This window comes from Bacillus sp. AFS031507, assembly GCF_002584635.1.
Classification (GTDB): Bacteria; Bacillota; Bacilli; order Bacillales; family Cytobacillaceae; genus Neobacillus.
This window is the reverse complement of the sequence record NZ_NUOW01000002.1, coordinates 266,684-287,583: the sequence shown is the minus strand read 5'-3', so window position 1 is coordinate 287,583 and position 20,900 is coordinate 266,684. Positions and strand designations below refer to the sequence as shown.

General features: G+C 38.1%; 19 protein-coding genes. All 19 read left to right on the top strand.

From position 1 onward, the window contains the following. Positions 1-162: 162 nt before the first annotated feature. The 19 genes from COE25_RS03335 (at position 163) to COE25_RS03245 (ending at position 20,893) form a co-directional block, all read left to right on the top strand. On the top strand, positions 163-1,335 hold the full coding sequence (locus tag COE25_RS03335; RefSeq protein ID WP_098930966.1) for an iron-containing alcohol dehydrogenase: 1,173 nt from the start codon (positions 163-165) through the stop codon (positions 1,333-1,335). Next, positions 1,322-2,080, top strand: coding sequence for an SDR family NAD(P)-dependent oxidoreductase (locus tag COE25_RS03330; RefSeq protein WP_098930954.1), 759 nt, complete (start codon positions 1,322-1,324; stop codon positions 2,078-2,080). Before COE25_RS03335 ends, COE25_RS03330 begins: the two co-directional genes overlap by 14 nt. Positions 2,081-2,101: 21 nt before the next feature. Continuing rightward, positions 2,102-3,343, top strand: coding sequence for an ABC transporter substrate-binding protein (locus tag COE25_RS03325; protein ID WP_098930952.1), 1,242 nt, complete (start codon positions 2,102-2,104; stop codon positions 3,341-3,343). Positions 3,344-3,364: 21 nt separating this feature from the next. Then, on the top strand, positions 3,365-4,606 hold the full coding sequence (locus COE25_RS03320; RefSeq protein WP_098930950.1) for an ABC transporter substrate-binding protein: 1,242 nt from the start codon (positions 3,365-3,367) through the stop codon (positions 4,604-4,606). A 173-nt stretch (positions 4,607-4,779) separates the two neighbouring features. After that, a complete protein-coding gene (locus tag COE25_RS03315; protein WP_098930946.1) occupies positions 4,780-5,664 on the top strand; it encodes a branched-chain amino acid ABC transporter permease in 885 nt (294 codons plus the stop codon). Further along, complete coding sequence (locus COE25_RS03310; protein WP_098930944.1) at positions 5,661-6,674, top strand: branched-chain amino acid ABC transporter permease; 1,014 nt, start codon at positions 5,661-5,663, stop codon at positions 6,672-6,674. Before COE25_RS03315 ends, COE25_RS03310 begins: the two co-directional genes overlap by 4 nt. Continuing rightward, a complete protein-coding gene (locus COE25_RS03305) occupies positions 6,658-7,380 on the top strand; it encodes an ABC transporter ATP-binding protein (protein WP_098930942.1) in 723 nt (240 codons plus the stop codon). Before COE25_RS03310 ends, COE25_RS03305 begins: the two co-directional genes overlap by 17 nt. Continuing rightward, positions 7,373-8,077: an ABC transporter ATP-binding protein gene (locus COE25_RS03300; RefSeq protein ID WP_098930940.1), complete on the top strand. Its 705-nt coding sequence runs from the start codon at positions 7,373-7,375 to the stop codon at positions 8,075-8,077. The genes COE25_RS03305 and COE25_RS03300 overlap by 8 nt, the downstream gene beginning before the upstream one ends. An 11-nt stretch (positions 8,078-8,088) precedes the next feature. Beyond that, positions 8,089-9,090, top strand: a complete 1,002-nt coding sequence (locus tag COE25_RS03295) for a zinc-dependent alcohol dehydrogenase (RefSeq protein ID WP_098930938.1) — start codon at positions 8,089-8,091, stop codon at positions 9,088-9,090. Positions 9,091-9,124: 34 nt separating this feature from the next. Next, positions 9,125-9,862 carry an NADPH-dependent oxidoreductase gene (locus tag COE25_RS03290; protein ID WP_373605337.1) on the top strand — a complete coding sequence of 246 codons (738 nt, stop codon included), beginning with the start codon at positions 9,125-9,127 and terminating at the stop codon, positions 9,860-9,862. Positions 9,863-9,889: 27 nt separating this feature from the next. Beyond that, the gene (locus COE25_RS03285) at positions 9,890-10,663 is read left to right on the top strand and encodes an acetoin reductase (protein ID WP_098930934.1); all 774 of its coding nucleotides are present in this window, start codon (positions 9,890-9,892) and stop codon (positions 10,661-10,663) included. 40 nt (positions 10,664-10,703) lie between these two features. Continuing rightward, positions 10,704-12,170, top strand: coding sequence for an NAD-dependent succinate-semialdehyde dehydrogenase (locus COE25_RS03280; RefSeq protein WP_098930932.1), 1,467 nt, complete (start codon positions 10,704-10,706; stop codon positions 12,168-12,170). 161 nt (positions 12,171-12,331) lie between these two features. Beyond that, entirely contained in the window at positions 12,332-13,372 is a 1,041-nt protein-coding gene (locus COE25_RS03275) for a zinc-dependent alcohol dehydrogenase (protein ID WP_098930930.1), read from the top strand. 61 nt (positions 13,373-13,433) lie between these two features. Then, entirely contained in the window at positions 13,434-14,423 is a 990-nt protein-coding gene (locus COE25_RS03270) for a thiamine pyrophosphate-dependent dehydrogenase E1 component subunit alpha (protein ID WP_098930928.1), read from the top strand. Positions 14,424-14,446: 23 nt separating this feature from the next. Then, positions 14,447-15,433: an alpha-ketoacid dehydrogenase subunit beta gene (locus COE25_RS03265; protein ID WP_098930926.1), complete on the top strand. Its 987-nt coding sequence runs from the start codon at positions 14,447-14,449 to the stop codon at positions 15,431-15,433. Positions 15,434-15,447: 14 nt separating this feature from the next. After that, complete coding sequence (locus tag COE25_RS03260) at positions 15,448-16,755, top strand: dihydrolipoamide acetyltransferase family protein (protein ID WP_098930924.1); 1,308 nt, start codon at positions 15,448-15,450, stop codon at positions 16,753-16,755. A gap of 10 nt (positions 16,756-16,765) precedes the next feature. Next, on the top strand, positions 16,766-18,157 hold the full coding sequence (gene lpdA, locus COE25_RS03255) for a dihydrolipoyl dehydrogenase (protein ID WP_098930922.1): 1,392 nt from the start codon (positions 16,766-16,768) through the stop codon (positions 18,155-18,157). 220 nt (positions 18,158-18,377) lie between these two features. Beyond that, on the top strand, positions 18,378-20,000 hold the full coding sequence (locus COE25_RS03250) for a sigma-54-dependent Fis family transcriptional regulator (RefSeq protein ID WP_098930920.1): 1,623 nt from the start codon (positions 18,378-18,380) through the stop codon (positions 19,998-20,000). Positions 20,001-20,221: 221 nt separating this feature from the next. Next, a complete protein-coding gene (locus tag COE25_RS03245; protein WP_098930918.1) occupies positions 20,222-20,893 on the top strand; it encodes a GntR family transcriptional regulator in 672 nt (223 codons plus the stop codon). The last annotated feature ends 7 nt before the right edge of the window (positions 20,894-20,900 follow it).

The window sequence follows — 20,900 nt, the reverse complement described above, 5'->3', positions numbered from 1 at the left end:
AAAATAAAGAATTGTGTAAATTTTACCCATTAAGAAAAATTTAAGCTTTGTAAATGATAGGATAAAACGTTTGTTTGATCGGAATTATATGAATTTTCAATCTTGGCACAATAATTGCATTATGGTTATAGTGTAAAATCTTTTACCTAGGGGGAATTCAAGGTGCACACAATTGGCTTTTATAAAAATCCAACTCAGATTATGTTTGGTTTAGGAGTAACGGACCAACTTCGAAAAATTATCGATGAACAAAATTTTAAAAACGTTCTTATTATCACAGATAAAGGACTTGTTAAGACGGGCCTAATATATCAAATTACAAGGCAATTAGATAATATCAATTATTCTATCTATGATCAAACACAGCCTAATCCAACTGTAACCAACTGTAATGATGCAGTTAAGCTACTTCATGAGATTGATGCTGATGCGGTTATAGCGATGGGCGGTGGAAGTTCAATTGACGTTGCAAAAGCTGTGTGTCTGCTGGCCACAAATGGTGGATCCATTGTTGAATATGAAGGAATTGATACGTGTGACAATGAACTTTTGCCATTAATCGTAATACCAACAACTGCAGGAACTGCAAGTGAAGTCACAACTTTTACCGTTATCACTGATGAAGTAAGACAATACAAGCTAACGGTAGGTGGAATAAAGCTTGCACCGAAATGGGCGTTAGTCGATCCGCTTGTTACTTTAACACTGCCAAAGCATATTACCGCATCGACTGGACTTGACGCATTGGTTCATGCAATTGAATCGTATACGTCTAAAATGGCTAACTCAATTACGAAAGCGCTTGCAAGGGAAGCGATTCGAAAAATCAGTGAAAACTTGAGGCAAGCTGTTTACAATGGTGACAATATCGTAGCTAGAGAAAATATGCTTATGGGAAGTTTACTAGCCGGATTAGCATTTAACAATACGCGTTTAGGAAATTGTCATGCCTTAAGTCATCCAGTAAGTGCAATTTATGGTGTTGCACATGGGGTAGCTAATTCGATTTTAATTCCCCACATTATGGAATTTAACTCATTGGCCGTACCGGAACTGTTTAGCGATATTGCGGATGATATGGGGGAAAATCTTGAGGGATTAACGTTAATGGAAAGAGCAGAAGCTGCAGTAAATGCTGTTAAAAAACTTTCAAGGGATATTGGAATCCCAACTACTTTCGCAGAATTCCAAATTGATGAGTCTCAATTAGATCGGATGGTAAAGGACGCTATGTTAAGTGGAAATATCGCGGTAAATCCAAGAACTACTACATATGAAGATGTTATCGAACTGTATCGAAAGTCAATTGGGGGTGTATTAGTTGAGGTTATTTAATTTAATCGGTAAAACAGCACTGGTTACAGGAGGTGGACGAGGAATAGGTAAAACGATTGCACTGGCGCTCGCAGAAGCAGGAGCAAACGTAGCTGTTATAAGTAGAACAGAAAGTGAACTTAAAGAAACAGCAGAGACGATTAGGAATTTTTCTGGAAATGCATATTATGCGGCTGTAGATGCACGAAATTCAGAGGAAATCAGATCCTACGTTAAAGAAATCGTTCATCATGAAGGGAAAATAGATATTTTAGTGAATGCGGCTGGCACAAATGTACGCTCTTCGTTTTTGGAAGTAACCGAAGAAGATTGGGATTTTGTGATGGATATCAACCTAAAAACAGCCCTACTTACCACACAGGCAGTTATTCCTTACATGAAGGAACAAAAATATGGAAAAATCATCAATATCGCTTCACTGACAAGTGAAATAGCTTTTCCTAACATGTCCGCATACGCGGCTAGTAAGGGGGGGATTTCCCAATTAACAAAGGCAATGGCGGTAGAGTTTGCGGAAGATGGAATTTTAGTTAATGCAATTGGGCCAGGCTATTTCAAGACAGAAATGACAAAAGTTATTTTTGAAGACGAGAAAAAGGTAGAGTGGATGAAATCTCGTATTCCTCTAAAAAGAACCGGTGAACTAGAGGATCTAAAAGGAGCAGCCATCTTCCTAGCTTCAAGTGCATCAGATTATATAACCGGTCAAACAATTTATGTCGATGGCGGATGGCTAATCAGTTAAAAAATTAAGGGGGGACAATTTATGAAAAAGATTTTATCTCTAATAATGATATGTTTTCTATTGCTATTATCTGCCTGTAGTGGATCCAATCAGGCTAGTGGAGATGATAAAAGCAGCAAGGTGTTAAAAATTGGTGCTGTATTTCCAATGTCTGGAGGTTTAGCACTGCTAGGTGAAGAAAGCTATCGCGGAGTGGAGCTTGCAATTGAACAAAGAAATAAAAATGGCGGTGTAGCCGGTGGTAAAAAAGTCGAGCTCGTTAAAGGGGACGCACCTGACGCTGATGCTGCACAGTCGGAAGCAAACCGCTTAATAAACAAGGAAAATATTAAGACCATTGTTGGTTCTTATTCATCTGGTATCGCACAGGCAGCCAGTGAAGTAACTGAGAGGAACGGAGTCTTGTTTTGGGAGTATGGTGCCGTTGCTGATTCGATTACGGACCGAGGTTATAAATATGTGTTACGTACGAATCCGCCAGCATCCTATCTATCAAAAAAACACATTGAATTTATCAAAAATTATTTGGCAGGAAAACTTGGGAAGTCCTTAGGTGATCTTAAAGTAGCGATTGCTCATGAAGATTCATCTTATGGAACAACCATTGCAGATGAAGCAGTAAAGTTAGCCAAAAAAGAAGGCATTAACATTGTAACAGTCCAGCCATATAGTGCTTCATCAAACGACTTAAGCTCAGTCGTCCTAAACCTAAAGAAAGCTCAACCTGATGTTCTTATAGAAGTATCTTATCTAAATGATGGAATTCTATTGCAGCGACAAAGTCAAGAATTAGGATTAAAAGTTCCAGTTATTGTTGGCTCTGGTGGAGGTCATGATATGGCTGACTATATTGAGGGTGTTGGTGACAGTGGGAATGGAATCTTTGATGTCGCCTTTCCACAATACCAAATTAACCATGAATTCACTCCGGGAATGGAAGATTTCGTTAAGTTATACAAAGCAAAATATGGTGAAGAGCCGCGATCTGGGCACTCTCTTGTACATTTTATGGGAACGAATGTCCTTCTTGATCTGATTGATAAAGTTGGAGAGATTGATCCTGATAAATTACGTGCTGCAGCAATGAAATATAAAGTAGACCCTGGTAAAACCGTGACTGGCTGGGGTGTTAAATTCGATTCTAAAACGGGTCAAAACACGCTGAGCGAACCATATGTTCATCAGTGGGTTAACGGAAAACTTTTAGCTGTATGGCCAGAAAAAGTGGCGGTGCAGGAACCACAACTTAACCCAAATAAATAACTATTTTAAAGGTGGTATTCCATGAAGAAAATTGTAAGCGTTATAATGGTGAGTTTTCTTTTCCTTTTATCAGCTTGCTCGGGTGGAGCGAGTGGTGATGGTAAAGGTAGTGGTAAATCGGAAACAATAAAAGTTGGTGCTCTATACCCTTTATCAGGTGGCTTAGCGCTTCTTGGTGAAGAGAGTTTTCGTGGTGCCGAGCTTGCAGTTGAAGAAGCAAATAAAAATGGCGGTATTGCAGGCGGGAAAAAAATTAAATTAGTTAAGGGTGACGCTGTTGATGCAGATGCTGCTCAAGCAGAGGCGAATCGTTTAATTAATCAAGAAAACATAAAGTCGATTATCGGATCGTATTCCAGCTCCATCTCTTTTGCTGCCAGTGAAGTTGCTGAAAGAAGCGGTGTCTTGTATTGGGAGCTTGGGGCCGTATCTGATTCCATTACAGACAGAAATTACAAATATGTCCTACGGACTAATCCGCCTGCCTCTAATTTCTCTAAGGTGCATATTGATTTTATTAAAAATGTGGTAACAAAAAAACTAGGGAAAAGTTTAGAAGATATTAAGGTTGCTATTGCCCATGAAGATTCTTCCTATGGGACAACCATTGCAGATGAAGCTACTAAGCTTGCAAAAAAAGAAGGAATTAATGTTGTAGCAAACCAAGGATACAGCGCAGGTACTAATGATTTAAGTTCAGTCATTTTGAATATTAAAAAGGCCGCACCAGACGTAATCATTGCCGTTTCATACTTAAACGATTCCATTCTTCTTGCTAGACAAAGTGAAGAATTGGGACTAAAGGTTCCAGTATTTATTGGTTCCGGAGGTGGTCATACAATGAGTGACTTTAAAGATGCGATGGGAGAAAAAGCCAATGGGATATTTGATATTGACTTCCCACAATACCAAATTAATCGCGAAGTTACGCCTGGAATTGAACAATTTATCAAGCTGTACAAAGAAAAGTATGGTCAAGAGCCACGTTCTGGACATTCTTTAACAAACTATATGGGAATGAAAGTCGTACTCGATACAATGGATAAAGTTGGCGAAGTTGACCCGGATAAATTAAAAGAAGAAGCTTTGAAATACACAGCTAAAGTAGGTTCAACCGTTACTGGCTGGGGAGTAGAGTTCGATAAGAAAAGCGGACAAAATAAGTTGAGCCAACCATACGTTCATGAGTGGATCAATGGTGAACTTAAGACGGTTTGGCCGGAAAATGTTGCTGTAGAAGAACCCCAAATTGGAAATCAATAAAGTAATAGTTTTACAAAAAGGTAGCTAAAAGGATAACCCAGGAATAAGTGCTTGACACCAGCGGAAAATAAATAGTAGAACCAAGACCAGTCTAATCTGCCATTAGAAACTGCTAACGGGTGCTGGGCACTTATGGGTAAACCCATTTTAAAATGAAACAGCGAGGTGTAAATATGACATTAGTTCAAACACTTATCTCGGGTCTATTGTTAGGTGGTATATATTCTTTAATCAGCATGGGCTTAAATTTAATTCTTGGAGTCGTAAGAATCGTTAACTTTGCGCATGGTGAACTGCTAATGATTGCCATGTATATAAGTTTCCTATTTTATTCGACGTTGGGTTTAGATCCATATGTTTCTGCCATTCTAGTAATCATCTGTCTTTTCTTGCTGGGTGTCATAACGCAGAGAATTATGATTCAGCCAATTTTGGATACACCTGCTTCAACGAAAATATTTGCAACATTAGGATTATCGATTACACTTCAAAATCTTGCTTTAATGACTTTAAGTGCGAATCATTTTTCAGTTAAAACAAGTTATCAGACACAAGTTATAAATATAGGAGAATTTGCTATTAGCGTTCCTAGACTAATTGCATTCGGAGTTGCCGTAGCAGTAGCTGTATTTTTATATCTATTCTTGCAAAAGACGATGACTGGAAAAGCCATCCGAGCGGTTGCTATGCAAAGACAAGCAGCATTTTTGATGGGGATTAACGTCAAAAGAATTTATCTTTTAGCTTTCGGAATCGGTTCAGGTTTGGTAGGTCTTGCAGGTGCTATGCTCATGCCAATTTACTCGGTCTATCCAACAATTGGAACATCCTTCGTACTTATTGCGTTCGTTGTCGTTGTATTAGGTGGTATGGGGAGCATGTTCGGTGCATTCTTCGGCGGGTTAATAATAGGAGTAGTAGAAGCGCTTTCCGGTGTTGTGTTTGACCCAGGTCTCAAGGAAGCAATATACTTTGTCATTTTCATATTGGTATTACTAGTACGTCCAGCAGGAATTTTTAGTCTTGGTAAAGGAGCAGAGGAGGTAGGATTGAAATGATGCAGCTATTATCAAAACAAAAATTTCTTATTTTCTTCGGGATTTTTCTATTAGTAACTCCGTTTGTTGTTCAAAATAAATTCTATTTAAATATTTTCATTCTTATTTTATTGTATGCGACAATTGCTGGAGCATGGAATATTCTAGGCGGGTACGGTGGTCAATTATCACTCGGCCATGCGATCTTTTTTGGATTAGGGGCTTACTCCTCATCGCTTTTATATCTTAAATTTGGTGTTAGTCCGTGGTTAGGATTTATCATTGCAGCAGTGATTTCCATAGTGATTGGTGTCTTAATCGGATGGCCTGCTTTCAGATTAAAAGGAACATATTTTACTTTAACAACTATTGCATTTGCAGAGGTTATCCGCCACTTGACATTATATTTCAAAAACGTAACAAATGGAGCAATCGGTGTAAACATTCGTTTTGATCCAGGTATAAAAAATCTTATTTTTAGAGAATACAGCGCCTACTATTTTCTTGTGTTAGTATTGTTTGTCATTAGTATAGCAATTGCTATTTGGGTTGATAAAACAAAGGTTGGATATTACTTGAAGGCCATTCGTGAAGACGAAGATGGTGCTGAAACGCTTGGTATTAATGTAACGAAATATAAAATGATCGCCATGGCTATCAGTGCTGGAATGACGGGAGTTGCGGGTGTGTTTTACGCACAGTATATGTTGTTCTTTGAACCAATTTCTGTTTTCAACTTAAACTTTTCCATTGAAATTGCTTTGATAGCAATTATCGGCGGAGTAGGAACTGTTTACGGGCCAGCTTTAGGAGCTTTTATCATCATCCCATTAAATGAGCTTTTACGTTCTACATTCCCGTCCTTAAGTGGAATGAATTATTTAATATATGGGATTGTATTAATTTTAATCGTGTCGTTTTTGCCGAATGGATTACTTCCAATCCTTAAACGCATTCCTCACAAATTAAAAAACTTAAATAAGAAAAACATCAAAGTAGTGGAGGGTGAAAAAGTTGATTATTCAAGTTAAAGAACTCTCAAAACATTTTGGTGGGTTAAAAGCGGTAAAAAATGTTTCTTTTGATGTAAATGAAAACGAAATTGTCGGGATCATTGGGCCAAACGGGGCTGGTAAAACGACATTGTTTAACCTGATTTCTGGATCACTCGGAGTAACATCTGGAAAAGTAATATTCAATAATGAAGATATTACTAGCCAAAAACCCTACGTTATTTGCAAAAAAGGTATTGGCAGAACCTATCAAATTGTTAAGCCATTTGGCAATATTTCTGTACTTGAAAATGTGATGGTTGGAGCTTTTAACAAAGCATCCAACACAAGAGAAGCAAGAGAATATAGTATGGAAATCTTGAAAAAAGTTGGTTTAGACAAAAAGAAAGACCAAGTTGGAAAAAGCTTAACCATCGCTGATAAGAAGCGTCTTGAAGTAGCGAAAGCACTGGCAACCCAGCCAACGGTGTTACTCTTGGATGAAGTTATGGCTGGTTTGAATCCAAGTGAAGTGAAGGAAATAATGCCAATGATCAAGGGACTAAGAGACAGTGGAATTACGATTATTCTTATTGAGCATATAATGGAAGTCGTCATGAATGTTTGTGATCGGATTGTCGTAGTGCATCATGGTGAGAAAATAGCCGAGGGTACTCCAAAAGAAATCGCAAACAATCCAGAAGTAATTAAAGCTTATCTTGGGGAGGAATTGAGCTTTGCTTAACTTACAAAACGTAAACTTATTCTACGGCGAAATTCAAGCCTTATGGAATCTTTCAATGGAAATTCATGAAGGTCAAATTGCTGCATTACTAGGGGCGAACGCGGCTGGAAAGTCTAGCACAATCAATGCTATTTCTGGAATAGAAAAAATTTCGAGTGGTGAAATTACATTTTTCGGCAAAGAGATTCACAAAATGAGCCCGCATGAAATTGTTGAAGAAGGGGTCATCCAGGTACCAGAAGGAAGAAAGCTTTTTAATTATATGTCCATTCAAGAAAATTTGGAATTAGGGTCTTATTCCAAACGGGCGAAAAAAGATTTCAAAAAAAACCTCCGCTTCGTGTATGAATTGTTTCCAGTTTTAGAAGAAAGAAAAAATCAAATGGCCGGAGACTTGAGTGGCGGACAACAGCAAATGGTTGCTATTGCCAGGGGATTAATGGCTAATCCTAAACTTTTAATTATTGATGAGCTATCGCTCGGATTAGCACCGATTTTGGTTCAACAGTTATTAAAGGATTTAATTAATATAAGAAATAAGGGAATTACAATTCTTTTAGTGGAGCAAAATGTACAGCAATCATTGGCTATAGCTAGTGATGCATATGTATTAGAAAATGGGAGATTGTCGTTATTTGGAAAATCTGCAGATTTAATTAATGATCCACATCTGAAAAAAGCTTACCTTGGAATGTAGGGGTGTCATGTATGAGAGTGGCCATGAAAACAGAAAATGCTGGCGAAATTATCCTTCAAGAAAAAGAATTACCAAGTCTCTGCAGTAATGAAGTGTTAATTAAAGTAGAGTACTGCGGGGTGTGCGGCAGCGATCTTCATGCATATAAGCATTCAAAAGGCTATGAGTTTGTACATAAACCCATTATTTTAGGCCATGAATTTTCAGGTGTTGTCGTTGACTGCTTTGATGCCTCCTTAGAACACTTAAAGGGAAAACGTGTCATCGTGGAATCAATGAATTATTGCGGCCTCTGTGAAAACTGCCTAAAAGGGCGGAAATCTATCTGCGCTCAGAATAAAGTCATAGGTCTTCATTACGATGGCGGCATGGCACAATATGTTAAAACAAATGTGCAATATGTAAAAGAAGTTCCAGAGGATTTACCGCTTCATTTAGCAGCGTTAAGCGAGCCAATGGCAATTGCAGTCCATGCTGTACGTCAAGCTGAAGAAATAGCGAAATCTGATTCAATTCTCGTTCAAGGTCCAGGAATAATTGGGTTTTTTGTAAGTTTAATACTCGCCCAGAAAGGTGCGAAAGTTTATTTGTCGGGTCTAAAGCGTGATTATGAAAGCAGATTGTCAAAATGCCAATCATTTGGAGTCACCTCACATATTGTTGAATCAGGGAATTTGGAAGAAAAGGTAGACATCGTTTTCGAATGCTCCGGATCCAGTGCTGCGGTAAGGTCAGGATTCGGTAGTTTAAAAAAAGGGGGAAAAGCCATTTTTGTTGCTTTGTACGAACATGAAACGACCCTCTTTTTAACGGAATTAGTAAGAAATGAGGTACTCATCAATACAAGCTATGGTTGTAATCCCGAAGACTATAATGAAGCATTTGAAGTTTTAAATTCATTATCAGAGAAGTTAATGGATATAATGACCATTTATCCTTTGACAGATGTATCACAGGCTTTTGAAGATGGTCTTAATCAAGTTGTCCTCAAGCCGGTACTGGCAATAAGTTAATGAAGGGGGTAGTTATATGACTATTGAACAACAATTGGATACAACACTCGAACTTTTACGCAGTCATACTTCTATAAGAGACTATAAAAAGGAAGGCCTGCCTTTGGGAATGCTAGAAAAATTGTTGGTTTCGGCGCAACATGCTGCATCCTCTCATTTTGTTCAAGCATATTCAGTTATTAATATTACAGACCCAGAGAAAAAGGAAGCTATTGCATCACTTTCAAATAATAGAAGGCAAATCGAATCAGCACCTGTTTTGTTATTATTCTGTGCAGACTTGAAACGCTTGGAATATGCATGTGAAAAACAAGGAACAAGCATACAAAATGAAATTCTTGAAAATTTCCTTGTCGCAGTCATTGATACAGCGCTATTTGCTCAAAATTTTGTTGTTGCTGCAGAATCTCAAAACTATGGCATTTGCTATATTGGAGGGGTCCGAAATAACCCTGAAGAAATTAGTAAAGTTGTTGGTTTACCAGATAAAACAATTCCTTTATTCGGTATGACAGTTGGAATCCCGAATGAAACTCAATTGGTTAAGCCACGTTTACCAGTAGAAGCTATCCTTCATGAAAATCTATATAACGAAGAAAAATATCATTTGGTTTTGGAACAATATGACTCTCAGTTAAAAGAATACTACAGAAGTCGTCTGACAAACCAAAAAGAGGCAAATTGGACAGAATCAATGAGTGATTTTTTATCCACTCCCAGAAGAAAACATATGAAAGACTTTGTGAATTCAAAAGGCTTTCAATTAAAATAACCTTTCTGAAAAATCGAGGTATGTAAAATGAAAAAAAATAAAATAGCTTTAGTTACGGGTGGCGGGGCAGGTATCGGACGAGCGATTGCACTAAGATTAGCTAATGATGGCTTTGATGTAGCTCTGAATGACATTAGTGAGGTATCTATTAAACATGTAGCTTCAGAGATTGAAAAGTTAGGACAAAGAGCCTTCCCTGTTGTCGCAGATGTCAGCAATAGAGAACAAGTTTTTTCGATGGTTGATCAAGTGGTAGAACATTTTGGACGTCTTGATGTCATGGTTTCAAATGCTGGCATTGTCCAAGTAAAGCCATTGCTTGAAATTACAGAAGAAGATATGGAAAGAATTTTTCGTATCAATGTGTTCGGAACGATGTTTTGCATGCAAGCAGCAGCAAAAGTGATGATCAAACAAAATGGCGGAAAAATTATCAATGCAAGCAGTACTTCCGGAAAAAGAGGTGTAGAATTTCTGGGTCACTATTGTGCGACAAAATTTTCTGTCATCGGTCTGACTCAAACTGCCGCAAAAGAACTTGCAAATCACGGAATTACGGTTAATGCATATTGTCCAGGTATTGTAGGAACAGGAATGTGGGAAGAAATTGATCGTAAAATGAGTGAATATATGAATGTGCCTTTAGGAGAAACGTTGAAAAATAAAATTAATGGAATTCCTTTAGGGAGAATTGAAGAACCGACAGATGTTGCAAACTATGTTTCATTTCTGGCATCTGAGGATTCAAATTATATGACAGGACAAGCGGTAGTAATTGATGGCGGGATGGTATTTTCCTAAAAGTTAATTTTTTATCAAATTAAGAATGGGAGGAATTACAATGTTACAAGCTACAAAACTATTATCTTTGATTGACTTAGAGAATATTAAATTATTCATTAACGGTGAGTGGAAAAGGGCAAGTAACGGTTCTACATTTTCAGTGAAAAATCCAAACACCGGTAATGTTGTTGCTGAGGTTCCAAGAGGTGCAAGAGAAGAAACGAAAGCCGCTATTGAAGCTGCAAATGTAGCATTTCCAAAATGGTCTAAGCTTACAGCAAATGAAAGAGCGGATTATTTATTAAAAGTACGTGATTTAATGCTGGAGCACGAAGCTGAACTAGCAACTATTATGAGTATGGAAATGGGTAAAGCCTACTCAGAAGCATGTGGAGAAGTGAAATATGCTGCTAGCTTCTTATCGTGGTATGCAGAAGAAGGCCGCCGTATATATGGAGAAACGGTTCCAGCTTCCTCTCCAAATAAAAGATTGTTTGTTGTGAAGCAACCAGTTGGTGTAATTGCTGCCATTACCCCTTGGAATTTCCCGTTAGCCATGATGACTCGAAAGCTAGGACCTGCTTTGGCTGCCGGTTGTACCGGAATTGTTAAACCTGCAAGCCAGTCACCGCTTTCAGCCCTAGCTTTTGCTAGCCTTGTTGAAAAAGCTGGTATTCCAAGTGGGGTAGTAAATATTGTGGCAGGTGCTACAAGAGAAATATCTGATGAAATCTTTGAAAACCCAGTAGTTAAAAAAATTTCATTTACAGGATCTACTGAAGTGGGTAAAAAATTAGTGGAAAAATCCGCAGAACAATTGAAGAAGCTTTCTTTAGAGCTTGGCGGACATGCACCTTTCATCGTCTTCGAAGATGCAGATTTAGAAAAAGCAGCTGAGGGAGCAGTAGCTAGTAAATTCAGAAATGCAGGTCAAACATGTGTTTGTGCAAATCGGATTTATGTTCACGAAAATATTAAAGATGAGTTTTCAAAGCTGTTTGTTGAAAAAGTTCAGGCGTTAAAAGTGGGTAATAGCTTGGATCAAACTGTACAAATTGGACCACTAGTAAGTAAAGATGGTCTAGATAAAGTGCAAGAGCATGTTGAAGATGCTAAATCAAAAGGTGCGGAAGTTTTGATTGGCGGTAAAGTTACAGGGGATCCAAACGGTTTTTATTACGAACCGACTATTCTTGCTAATGTTACAAAAGATATGATTATCATGACAGAGGAAACATTCGGTCCAGTTGCACCTATCACAGCTTTTAATAATGATGAAGAAGTGATATTCGAAGCGAACAATACAGAGTACGGATTAGCCGCTTATCTTTACACATCAAACATTCAACGTGCAGTTACTGTTTCTGAAGCATTAAACTTTGGTGTGATTGGACTTAATGATGCTGTTCCTGGCGTACCTCAAGCTCCATTTGGCGGGATGAATCACAGTGGATATGGCCGTGAGGGCGGTCACCAGGGAATTAGAGATTACCTAGAAGAGAAGTTTATTTCTTTAGGACTATAAGAGTTGAAAAAAGGGCCTTCTGAAAATGTAATATGACTTTTTCAGAAGGACAATGTTAACCTCAAAATAAATTAAACAAATAAAGACATAATCATCCTTTTAACCCAAGTGACAACATGTTAGCCGCAAAAAATTACTAACTAATAAGCGAGTGGATCAGAATGAAAGCACTTATGAAAACGGAGCCTGGTTTCGGAAATTTAAATATACTTGATATTCCTGAACCAGTTTGTGATGCAACAGGAATTAAAATAAGAGTGCGTTATTCCGGAATCTGTGGAACCGATATGCATATTTATCATGATAGTTATAAGAGCTATCCTCCTGTTGTGATTGGACACGAATTTTCAGGAGAAGTCGTCGAATCTGGAAAAAATGTTAAAAACATTAATCCAGGGGATATTGTTATGGTGCTTCCTTCAATTGCTTGGACATGCAAGAACTGCATGTACTGTAAACAAGGCTATTATATGTTTTGTTCTGAACGGAGAAGTCTCGGCAGCGGAGTAAATGGAAGTTTCTCAAAATATGTAGTTGTAAACGAAGAAATGGTATATAAGGTACCGTCTACCATTTCATTACAAGAGGCCGCTCTTGCAGAACCATTAGCATGTGCTGTGCAGGCTATCGAAGAATTGACGGAGATTAACGCAGGTGATTGGGTCTTACTTTCGGGCCCAGGACCAATCGGACTAATTTCTTTAAGTTTACTACTGAGTAAAGGCTGCAATGTGATCGTTACCGGAACAAGTCAGGATATTACAAGACTGAACATTGCTAAAAAACTTGGAGCACATACAACGGTTGATGTTTTTACCGAAGATCTGCATGAAATTATAGAAAAGTTGACGGATGGCGTAGGTGTAGATATTGCTGTGGAATGTTCTGGTGCCCCATCGGCAGTAAACAATTCCATTAAAGTATTAAAGAAAATGGGGAAATATATCCAGATTGGAATTATAGGAAGTAATGTAGAAATGGATATGGACTCCATTTTGTATAAACAAATTCAATTGTACGGATCCTTTGCTCACTCCATGAAAACTTGGGAAAAGGTAAAGAAAATCTTATCGACGAATACGATTGATTTAAAGCCAATTATTACTGATGTTATTCCACTAAGTGAATGGGAAAGAGCTTTTGAAATCATCGAATCAAGAGAATGTGGAAAAGTGTTATTGTATTACGATTATGAAGAATAAAAGAATTTATCATCATATATCGAAAAAGTAAAACAGTTCAAATGTGAAGGGGGTTTCCCTTATGGAGACGAGCACAGTAGGTAGCATACAAAAGCTGGGGAAAGAAAAATTGAAGGAATTATTATATCAAATGATTCTAATTCGTGACTTTGAGGAAGCGGTTGAAAAACAGTTTATGCAAGGGAAAATTCACGGAACGATGCATCTTTGTATCGGACAAGAGCCCACCGCAGTTGGTGCATGTGCGGTGTTGACAATTCAAGATAAAATTACGAGCACACATCGTGGACATGGACATTGTATTGCAAAGGGATCGGAAGTTAAATACATGATGGCTGAGCTATTGGGTAAAGAAACAGGGTACTGTAAAGGAAAAGGCGGATCCATGCATATTGCAGATTTAGAAATAGGAAATATTGGGGCGAATGGTATTGTTGCAGGTGGGCTGCCAATTGGTTGTGGTGCGGCATTAACTTCTAAAAAGAAGAATTTAGGATATGTTGTCGTTTGTTTTTTTGGTGATGGAGCGACCAACGAAGGAGCCTTCCATGAAGCGATTAATCTAGCGTCTGTTTGGAATTTACCAGTTATTTTCTTCTGTGAAAATAATCAGTATGGAATGTCAAGTTCCATTAAAGAAATGACAAACATAGAGAATTTATCAGAACGTGCAAGTTCATACGGTATTCCAGGAGTTACCGTGGACGGTACGGATGTCATTGCCGTAATGGAAGAAACACAAAAAGCAGTAGATCGTGCTAGAAATGGAGAAGGCCCAACTTTAATAGAAGCTAAGACTTATAGATGGAGAGGACACTCCAAAAGTGATGCCCGAAAATACAGAAATCGGGATGAAGAACAAGATTGGATGACAAATAGAGACGGAATCAAGCTGTTTAAGGAAAGACTACTGAACGAAGGTATTTTTTCAATAGAAGAAATAGTGGAAGTAGAAGAAAAAGTTAAGCAAGTTATTGATGAAGCAATTGAGTTTGCAGAAAATAGTCCTGAACCACCACTTAGCTCACTTGAAGAAGACGTGTTTGCATAATAAAAAAGGAAGGAGGAAGATTTATGCGTAAAATTACTTATGCAGAAGCAATTAATGAAGTTATGTGCCAAGAAATCGAAGTAAATGAAGACGTTTTCATTTTAGGTGAGGATATCGGAATTTATGGCGGTGCCTTCGGATTAACCAGAGGAATGATTGAAAGGCTGGGACCAGAAAAAGTATTAAATACTCCAATTTCAGAACAAGCCATTACTGGAGTTGCGATTGGGGCAGCCTTGATGGGAATGCGTCCAATTTTAGAACTCCAATTTTCCGATTTTGTGACGGTTGCGATGGACCAAATCGTAAACCAAGCAGCAAAATTACGTTATATGTATGGAGGAAAGGGAAAAGTTCCTATTGTTATCCGTACTCCTGGTGGCTCTGGAGCGGGTTTTGCAGCTCAGCATTCACAAAGCTTAGAGGCTTGGATGACACATGTCCCAGGATTAAAAGTGGTTCAGCCATCTACAGCTTATGATGCGAAAGGTTTGTTTAAAGCGGCATTAGAAGATGATAATCCTGTTATTTTCTATGAACATAAGCTTCTATATGGTATGAGGGACGACGTACCTGAAGAATCCTATGTTATCCCACTTGGAAAAGCTGATATTAAGCGAGAAGGTAACGATGTCACTGTCGTTGCAACCTCCATTATGGTTCATAGGGCATTGCAGGCAGCGGAAGAACTTGAATTAGAAGGAATTAGTGTAGAGGTTATCGACCCGCGCACGTTAGTTCCGCTTGATACAGAAACAATCGTTGAATCTGTGAAAAAAACCGGACGTGCTGTCGTAGTATATGAAGCGGTTCAACGTGGCGGATACGGTGCTGAGATTGCTAGTATCATTAATGAAAGCGAAGCATTTGATTACCTTGATGCGCCAGTAGTAAGACTAGGAGGGAAAGCTGTGCCGATTCCATATAATCCTAAACTAGAAAAACAAGCAGTTCCCCAAGTTGAAGATATAAAAAATGTTATTAAATCAATGATACTAACGTACGCCTGACAGGAGGATAGAACATGGCTGAACAAGTGTTAATGCCAAAACTCGGAGCAACTATGGAAAGTGGAACGATTTTGGAATGGATGAAGAATGAAGGGGATCGAGTTGAAAAAGGTGAACCAATTCTTGAGATAATGACCGACAAAATCAATCTTGAAGTAGAAGCTACAACGTCAGGCATCCTATTAAAGAGATTATTTAATGTTGATGAAGAAGTACCTGTATTAGAACCCATCGCTTATATTGGACAAGCGAATGAAAAAATTGAGAATCTAAAAATTAGTCGTATAGAGGAACCGAAGGAAGAGGTAGAGCGAGTAGCAGAAAACACTGCATCCACAAACAGTACAGAACAACAACTTCTTTTTAATAGAATAAATAAACCAAGAAAAACGCCTGCAGCAAATAAGCTAGCAAAAGACAATGGCATTGACTTACACCAAATTAAAGGTACAGGTCCCAATAATCGCATCCAAGTAAAGGATGTTGAACTTTTTATTAACACTCAACAAAAAGTAAGTCCCCTTGCTAGTAAGCTTGCTCATGACAAAAATATTGATTTAGCGAACATCCAAGGTACCGGGGCTAACGGAAAAATTGTATCCAGAGATGTGGTGGGCAACCATCCAATCCCTCAAAATCAAACCATTCAATATAATGGGATGCGAAAGGTTATTGGAGAAAGAATGGTACAGAGTGTTACTACAGTACCGCATGTAACGCTGACAGCTGAAGTCGAAATGACAGCGGCAATTGAATTAAGAACGAAATTATTAGATAAAATCAAGAAGGCATCGGGGCAGCGCTTATCCTATACCGAAATTTTTATAAAAGCTACAGCAAATGCATTAAAAGCACACAAAATGGTGAATGCTTCTTTAAATGGTAATAAAATTGAAATTCTATCTGAAGTCAATATCGGGGTAGCTGTTTCAGTTCCGAATGGGTTAGTAGTACCAGTTATCAGAAATGCAGATAGTAAGGGACTATTAGCTCTTACGGAAGAAAATAAGCGAATTGTCAAACAGGCTAGAGAAAATAAACTGGCTCCAGAAAGTTTGACTGGTGGAACATTTACGATTAGTAATTTGGGGATGTATGCGGTTGATGCGTTTACGCCAATTATTAATCAGCCACAATCTGCGATCCTTGGAATCGGAAGAATTCGGGAAAAAGTTGTTTCTGAGAACGGATCATTTGCAGCAAAGCAATTCGTAACCCTCAGCCTTTCATTTGACCATCGAGTGATTGATGGGGCTCCGGCAGCTGAATTTCTCACTGAACTGAAAAATTTGTTAGAAAATCCTTATGAATTAATGGTTTGAGGTGAGTTAGATGAAGATGTACGATTTAATTGTAGTCGGAGGGGGTCCGGGCGGTTATGTCGCTGCAGATTACGCCGGGAAACTGGGACTGTCGGTGGCCCTCATTGAAAATCAATATCTTGGTGGAACTTGCCTAAATAGCGGGTGTATTCCTTCAAAAACGCTTCTTAGGCATTCAGAATTCCTCGACTTGTTAGAAAAGGCAAAAAAGTGGGGAATAGAAGTAGAAAACGTTCATCTATCTTTCGAAAAAATGATGAAACGGAAAACCACGGTTATAGAGAATTTACGAAAAGGGGTAGAATCCCTCCTTAAAAGTGCAAAAGTCGATCTCTATAATGGTTTGGCAACCGTTCTACCCGATTATCGAGTCAACATTGAATCAAATGGTATTCAATCTGAGGTGTATGGTAAAAAAATTATTATTGCTACTGGTTCAAAACCCTATATACCTCCTATTAAAGGTGTTGAACATATACAGGCCCATACGAGCGATACGATTTTTGATTTAACTAACATACCAAAATCGATCGTCATTATAGGCGGAGGAATTATCGGAGTGGAATTTGCCTGTATTTTTTCCAGTTTGAACGTTGAAGTAACGATCATCGAGATGGGAGAAAGGTTAATTGCTGGAGAAGATGAAGATGCGTCAAGGTTAATGACGAAAGAACTTAAGAAGAAAGGTATCACCATTCATACATCCGCAAAAGTAGTTGAGGCAGGTGAAATCGATTCAGAAAAGGCCATAACTGTTGAGCTTAAGAATTTGGAGCGGGTGACAGTTTTAGCGGAAGAAGTTCTGTTTGCCTCTGGACGCAATCCAAATGTAAGTTGTGTTAATAAGTTGGGATTGAAGATGAATGGTCCATTTATCGCAGTTAACAAGCAAATGGAAACAAGCTTTCCGAATGTTTATGCTGTTGGCGATGTCATTGGCGGTTGGCAATTGGCACATGTTGCAAGTAGTGAAGGAATTGTAGCAGCGTCGAACGCTTCTGGTATATTCAAGGAAGTTGATTATAAAGTGGTACCACGTTGTATCTATACTTTTCCAGAAATTGCCAGTGTTGGGCTATCCGAAAAGGAGGCAAAAGAAAGAGGCTATTCTTATCGAAGCGAGACACTGCAGTTAAGAGCAAACGGCAAAACATTAGCAATGGATGAGTCATCTGGATTTATTAAGCTTATTGCAGATGATCGATATGGCGAAATTCTTGGAGCAGTGATGGTTGGTCCTCATGTAACCGAAATGATTTCTGAGGTATCCACAGCAATTTTTCTAGAAGGAACTATGGGTGAATTAGCTTCACTAATCCATCCACATCCTACTGTAACAGAAGGAATTTGGGAAACTGCAAGAGCTTGGCTAGAAAAGAAGAAGAGTTTAGTTATTCATTAATACTAATAAAAAGCTGATACAAATTGTTTTATGAAATTTATATCAGCTTATTTTTTTTGTGTAAAAACCACCAAGTATTCTAGTATTTCCCATTCTTTAATCCCATTTTAAGGATAAATCCTTCCGAAACCTACAAATGTCTGTTATTATTTAATAGTGATTATTCGGAATTTTATATCTTTTATTTTAAAACCCATTATTACAGACGGGAGGAATTTTATTGCCATCCGATTATTCTTACAAAGAACTTTATAATAAATGGGACCAATTTATTAATGGCGGAAATGATACTTCCCATCTGAGGAAAGAGGTTGCAGATTCATGGAAGCGCTGCCGAAGATTAAATGTGAATCCCTTCAAAAAACCTCCTTTAATGGATAAGGATGAAATTCAAAAGTTAATAAGCAAAAATCAATTATTAATCAACGAAGTTGCTCCATTTATTAACCTCATTAGCGATATAACAAAAGAAACCAACTTTTTGTTTGTTTTAACGGATAAATACGGAAATGTATTAGATGTTAGAGGCGACAAACATGTGGTCGAGCAAGCGAAAAAGAGTAATTTCGTAATTGGGGCAAATCGTTCTGAAAGTGCCGGTACAAATGCAATTAGTGTCACCATTACAACAAGGAAACCTATACATATTGGTGGGCCGGAGCATTACAACGTACTTTTTCATCAATGGTCATGTGCAGCTGCTCCGATTCATGATGGAAATGGGAAATTAATAGGAGTCCTGACACTTTCAGGACATTATTCATTAAAGCATACTCATACTCTTGGGATGGTGGTCTCCCTTGCTAAAGCTATAGAAAACGAACTTCTTGTGAAAGAAAGAAATGTAGAAATAAAAAAGAACAACCAGCCTTCAGAGGGTAGTTATTTTTCATTTGAAGACATTATTGGCAGTGGAGAGGGAATACGATCTGCTATTAATATGGCAAGAGTAGTATCGAATTCAAACTCAAGAATCATTGTCGAAGGCGAGAGTGGAACTGGTAAAGAATTGTTTGTACAAGCCATTCACAATGCAAGCGAGAGAAGGGGAAACCCATTTATAGCAGTAAACTGTGGTGCCATTCCTGATCAACTTATTGAAAGCGAGTTATTTGGATACCAGGAAGGAGCTTTCACTGGGGCAAAAAAGGGCGGTATGGCAGGCAAGTTTGAGTTGGCTCATGGCGGTACGTTATTCTTAGACGAAATCAACAGTATGCCTGAGGATATGCAAGTTAAATTACTGAGGGTATTGCAGCAGAATGAAGTGACGCGTGTGGGCGGATCGACCCCCATTCCTATCAATGTTAGAGTAATAGCGGCATCTAATGAATCTCTTGAAAATTTAGTTGACAAAAGTATTTTTCGAAGAGATTTATTTTATCGATTAGGAATCATTGTATTTCAAATTCCGCCACTACGAGAAAGGTTGGAAGACATTCCAGAGTTATTTAATCACTTATTAAATAAAATTAGTAAGGGATTGAATCAAAAATGTCCGGAATTTGAACCATCTATCTTAAAATATTTAAAATCATATCATTGGCCAGGTAATATAAGAGAGCTAGAAAACTATATAGAAAGAGCAGTCGTGCTCTCTCAAGGGAAGAAGATTACTATAGAACATTTTCCTTATAAAGTAATTGAACATATGTTTTTGCCTGAAAGAGTGGAATTGACCACATTGGAGAAGGTGGAAAAGGAATTCATAATCAAAGCTCTAGATGTCTATGATGGGAACATTTCAAAAACTTCTGAGCTCCTTGGCATTACTAGAAAAACATTATATAACAAAATGAAAACGTTTAATCTGAAAAAAACTAGGGAGAGAATTTCACTCTAAATTAAAAAAAGGAATATATGGATAAACGGACAAGCTGGAAGTTCAGCATTGTCCGTTTTTTATTTTATATATTTCATTTCTGGGGCCATTATCGATATATAAGATTGGATCCTAAATAAATTTGATTGGATACAAAATTATGATAATACAGGCGTTGATGTGTTGAAAATGGTGTGATAAACTTATTATTGTATCCAAAATAAAACGAGGTGGATATTCTGATGACTGAAATAACTCCAAATAAATCTACGATAGTAAAGACAGTAACGAAGTCTCTTAGACAAGTTATATTAGATGGGACATTGAAAAAGGGAGACCGGCTTATTCAAGAAGAATGGGCGGAGCGGCTGGGTGTCAGTCGCATGCCTATACGGGAAGCACTGACGCAACTGCAAATGGAAGGTCTGGTAGAGCTAGTACCTCATAAAGGGGCAATAGTCACGCCGATTACACATGATAATATTGAAGAAATTTACCAAACCCGTTCGATACTTGAAGGCTTAGCTGTTGAAAAATCGCTACCCTTCTTAACTGAAGATGATAAACAAGAATTAGAAAACATCTTACTTCAAATGGAAGCGCTTAAATTAACCGACGAAACGAATGATGAATATATTCGACTAAACGCCTCATTTCACGAAACTCTTAGGAAAGGTTGTCCATGGCCAAGGGTCCTTAAAATTGTTGAGACGCTTGGAATTTCACCAATAGCGCCTAATTTATTAATTGATGAGTTTCAGGAAACACAACGTGAGCATCGATGCATTTATGAAGCGGTGTTACGCGGGGATCCTTATGAACTACGGGCGGCGGTGGAGTATCATATTTTTCGCACCAAGAACAATTTAATTAATTATATGGAACGTTTAAAGAGCAAAAATCTAAATAAATAGGGGGCGT

Excerpts from the sequence above, each read along its gene's own strand:
- COE25_RS03325 (WP_098930952.1), top strand. The coding sequence starts at position 2,102 with ATGAAAAAGATTTTATCTCTAATAATGATATGTTTTCTATTGCTATTA.
- COE25_RS03320 (WP_098930950.1), top strand. The coding sequence starts at position 3,365 with ATGAAGAAAATTGTAAGCGTTATAATGGTGAGTTTTCTTTTCCTTTTA.
- COE25_RS03315 (WP_098930946.1), top strand. The coding sequence starts at position 4,780 with ATGACATTAGTTCAAACACTTATCTCGGGTCTATTGTTAGGTGGTATA.
- COE25_RS03310 (WP_098930944.1), top strand. The coding sequence starts at position 5,661 with ATGATGCAGCTATTATCAAAACAAAAATTTCTTATTTTCTTCGGGATT.
- COE25_RS03295 (WP_098930938.1), top strand. The coding sequence starts at position 8,089 with ATGAGAGTGGCCATGAAAACAGAAAATGCTGGCGAAATTATCCTTCAA.
- COE25_RS03285 (WP_098930934.1), top strand. The coding sequence starts at position 9,890 with ATGAAAAAAAATAAAATAGCTTTAGTTACGGGTGGCGGGGCAGGTATC.
- COE25_RS03280 (WP_098930932.1), top strand. The coding sequence starts at position 10,704 with ATGTTACAAGCTACAAAACTATTATCTTTGATTGACTTAGAGAATATT.
- COE25_RS03275 (WP_098930930.1), top strand. The coding sequence starts at position 12,332 with ATGAAAGCACTTATGAAAACGGAGCCTGGTTTCGGAAATTTAAATATA.
- COE25_RS03270 (WP_098930928.1), top strand. The coding sequence starts at position 13,434 with ATGGAGACGAGCACAGTAGGTAGCATACAAAAGCTGGGGAAAGAAAAA.
- COE25_RS03265 (WP_098930926.1), top strand. The coding sequence starts at position 14,447 with ATGCGTAAAATTACTTATGCAGAAGCAATTAATGAAGTTATGTGCCAA.
- COE25_RS03260 (WP_098930924.1), top strand. The coding sequence starts at position 15,448 with ATGGCTGAACAAGTGTTAATGCCAAAACTCGGAGCAACTATGGAAAGT.
- lpdA (WP_098930922.1), top strand. The coding sequence starts at position 16,766 with ATGAAGATGTACGATTTAATTGTAGTCGGAGGGGGTCCGGGCGGTTAT.
- COE25_RS03245 (WP_098930918.1), top strand. The coding sequence starts at position 20,222 with ATGACTGAAATAACTCCAAATAAATCTACGATAGTAAAGACAGTAACG.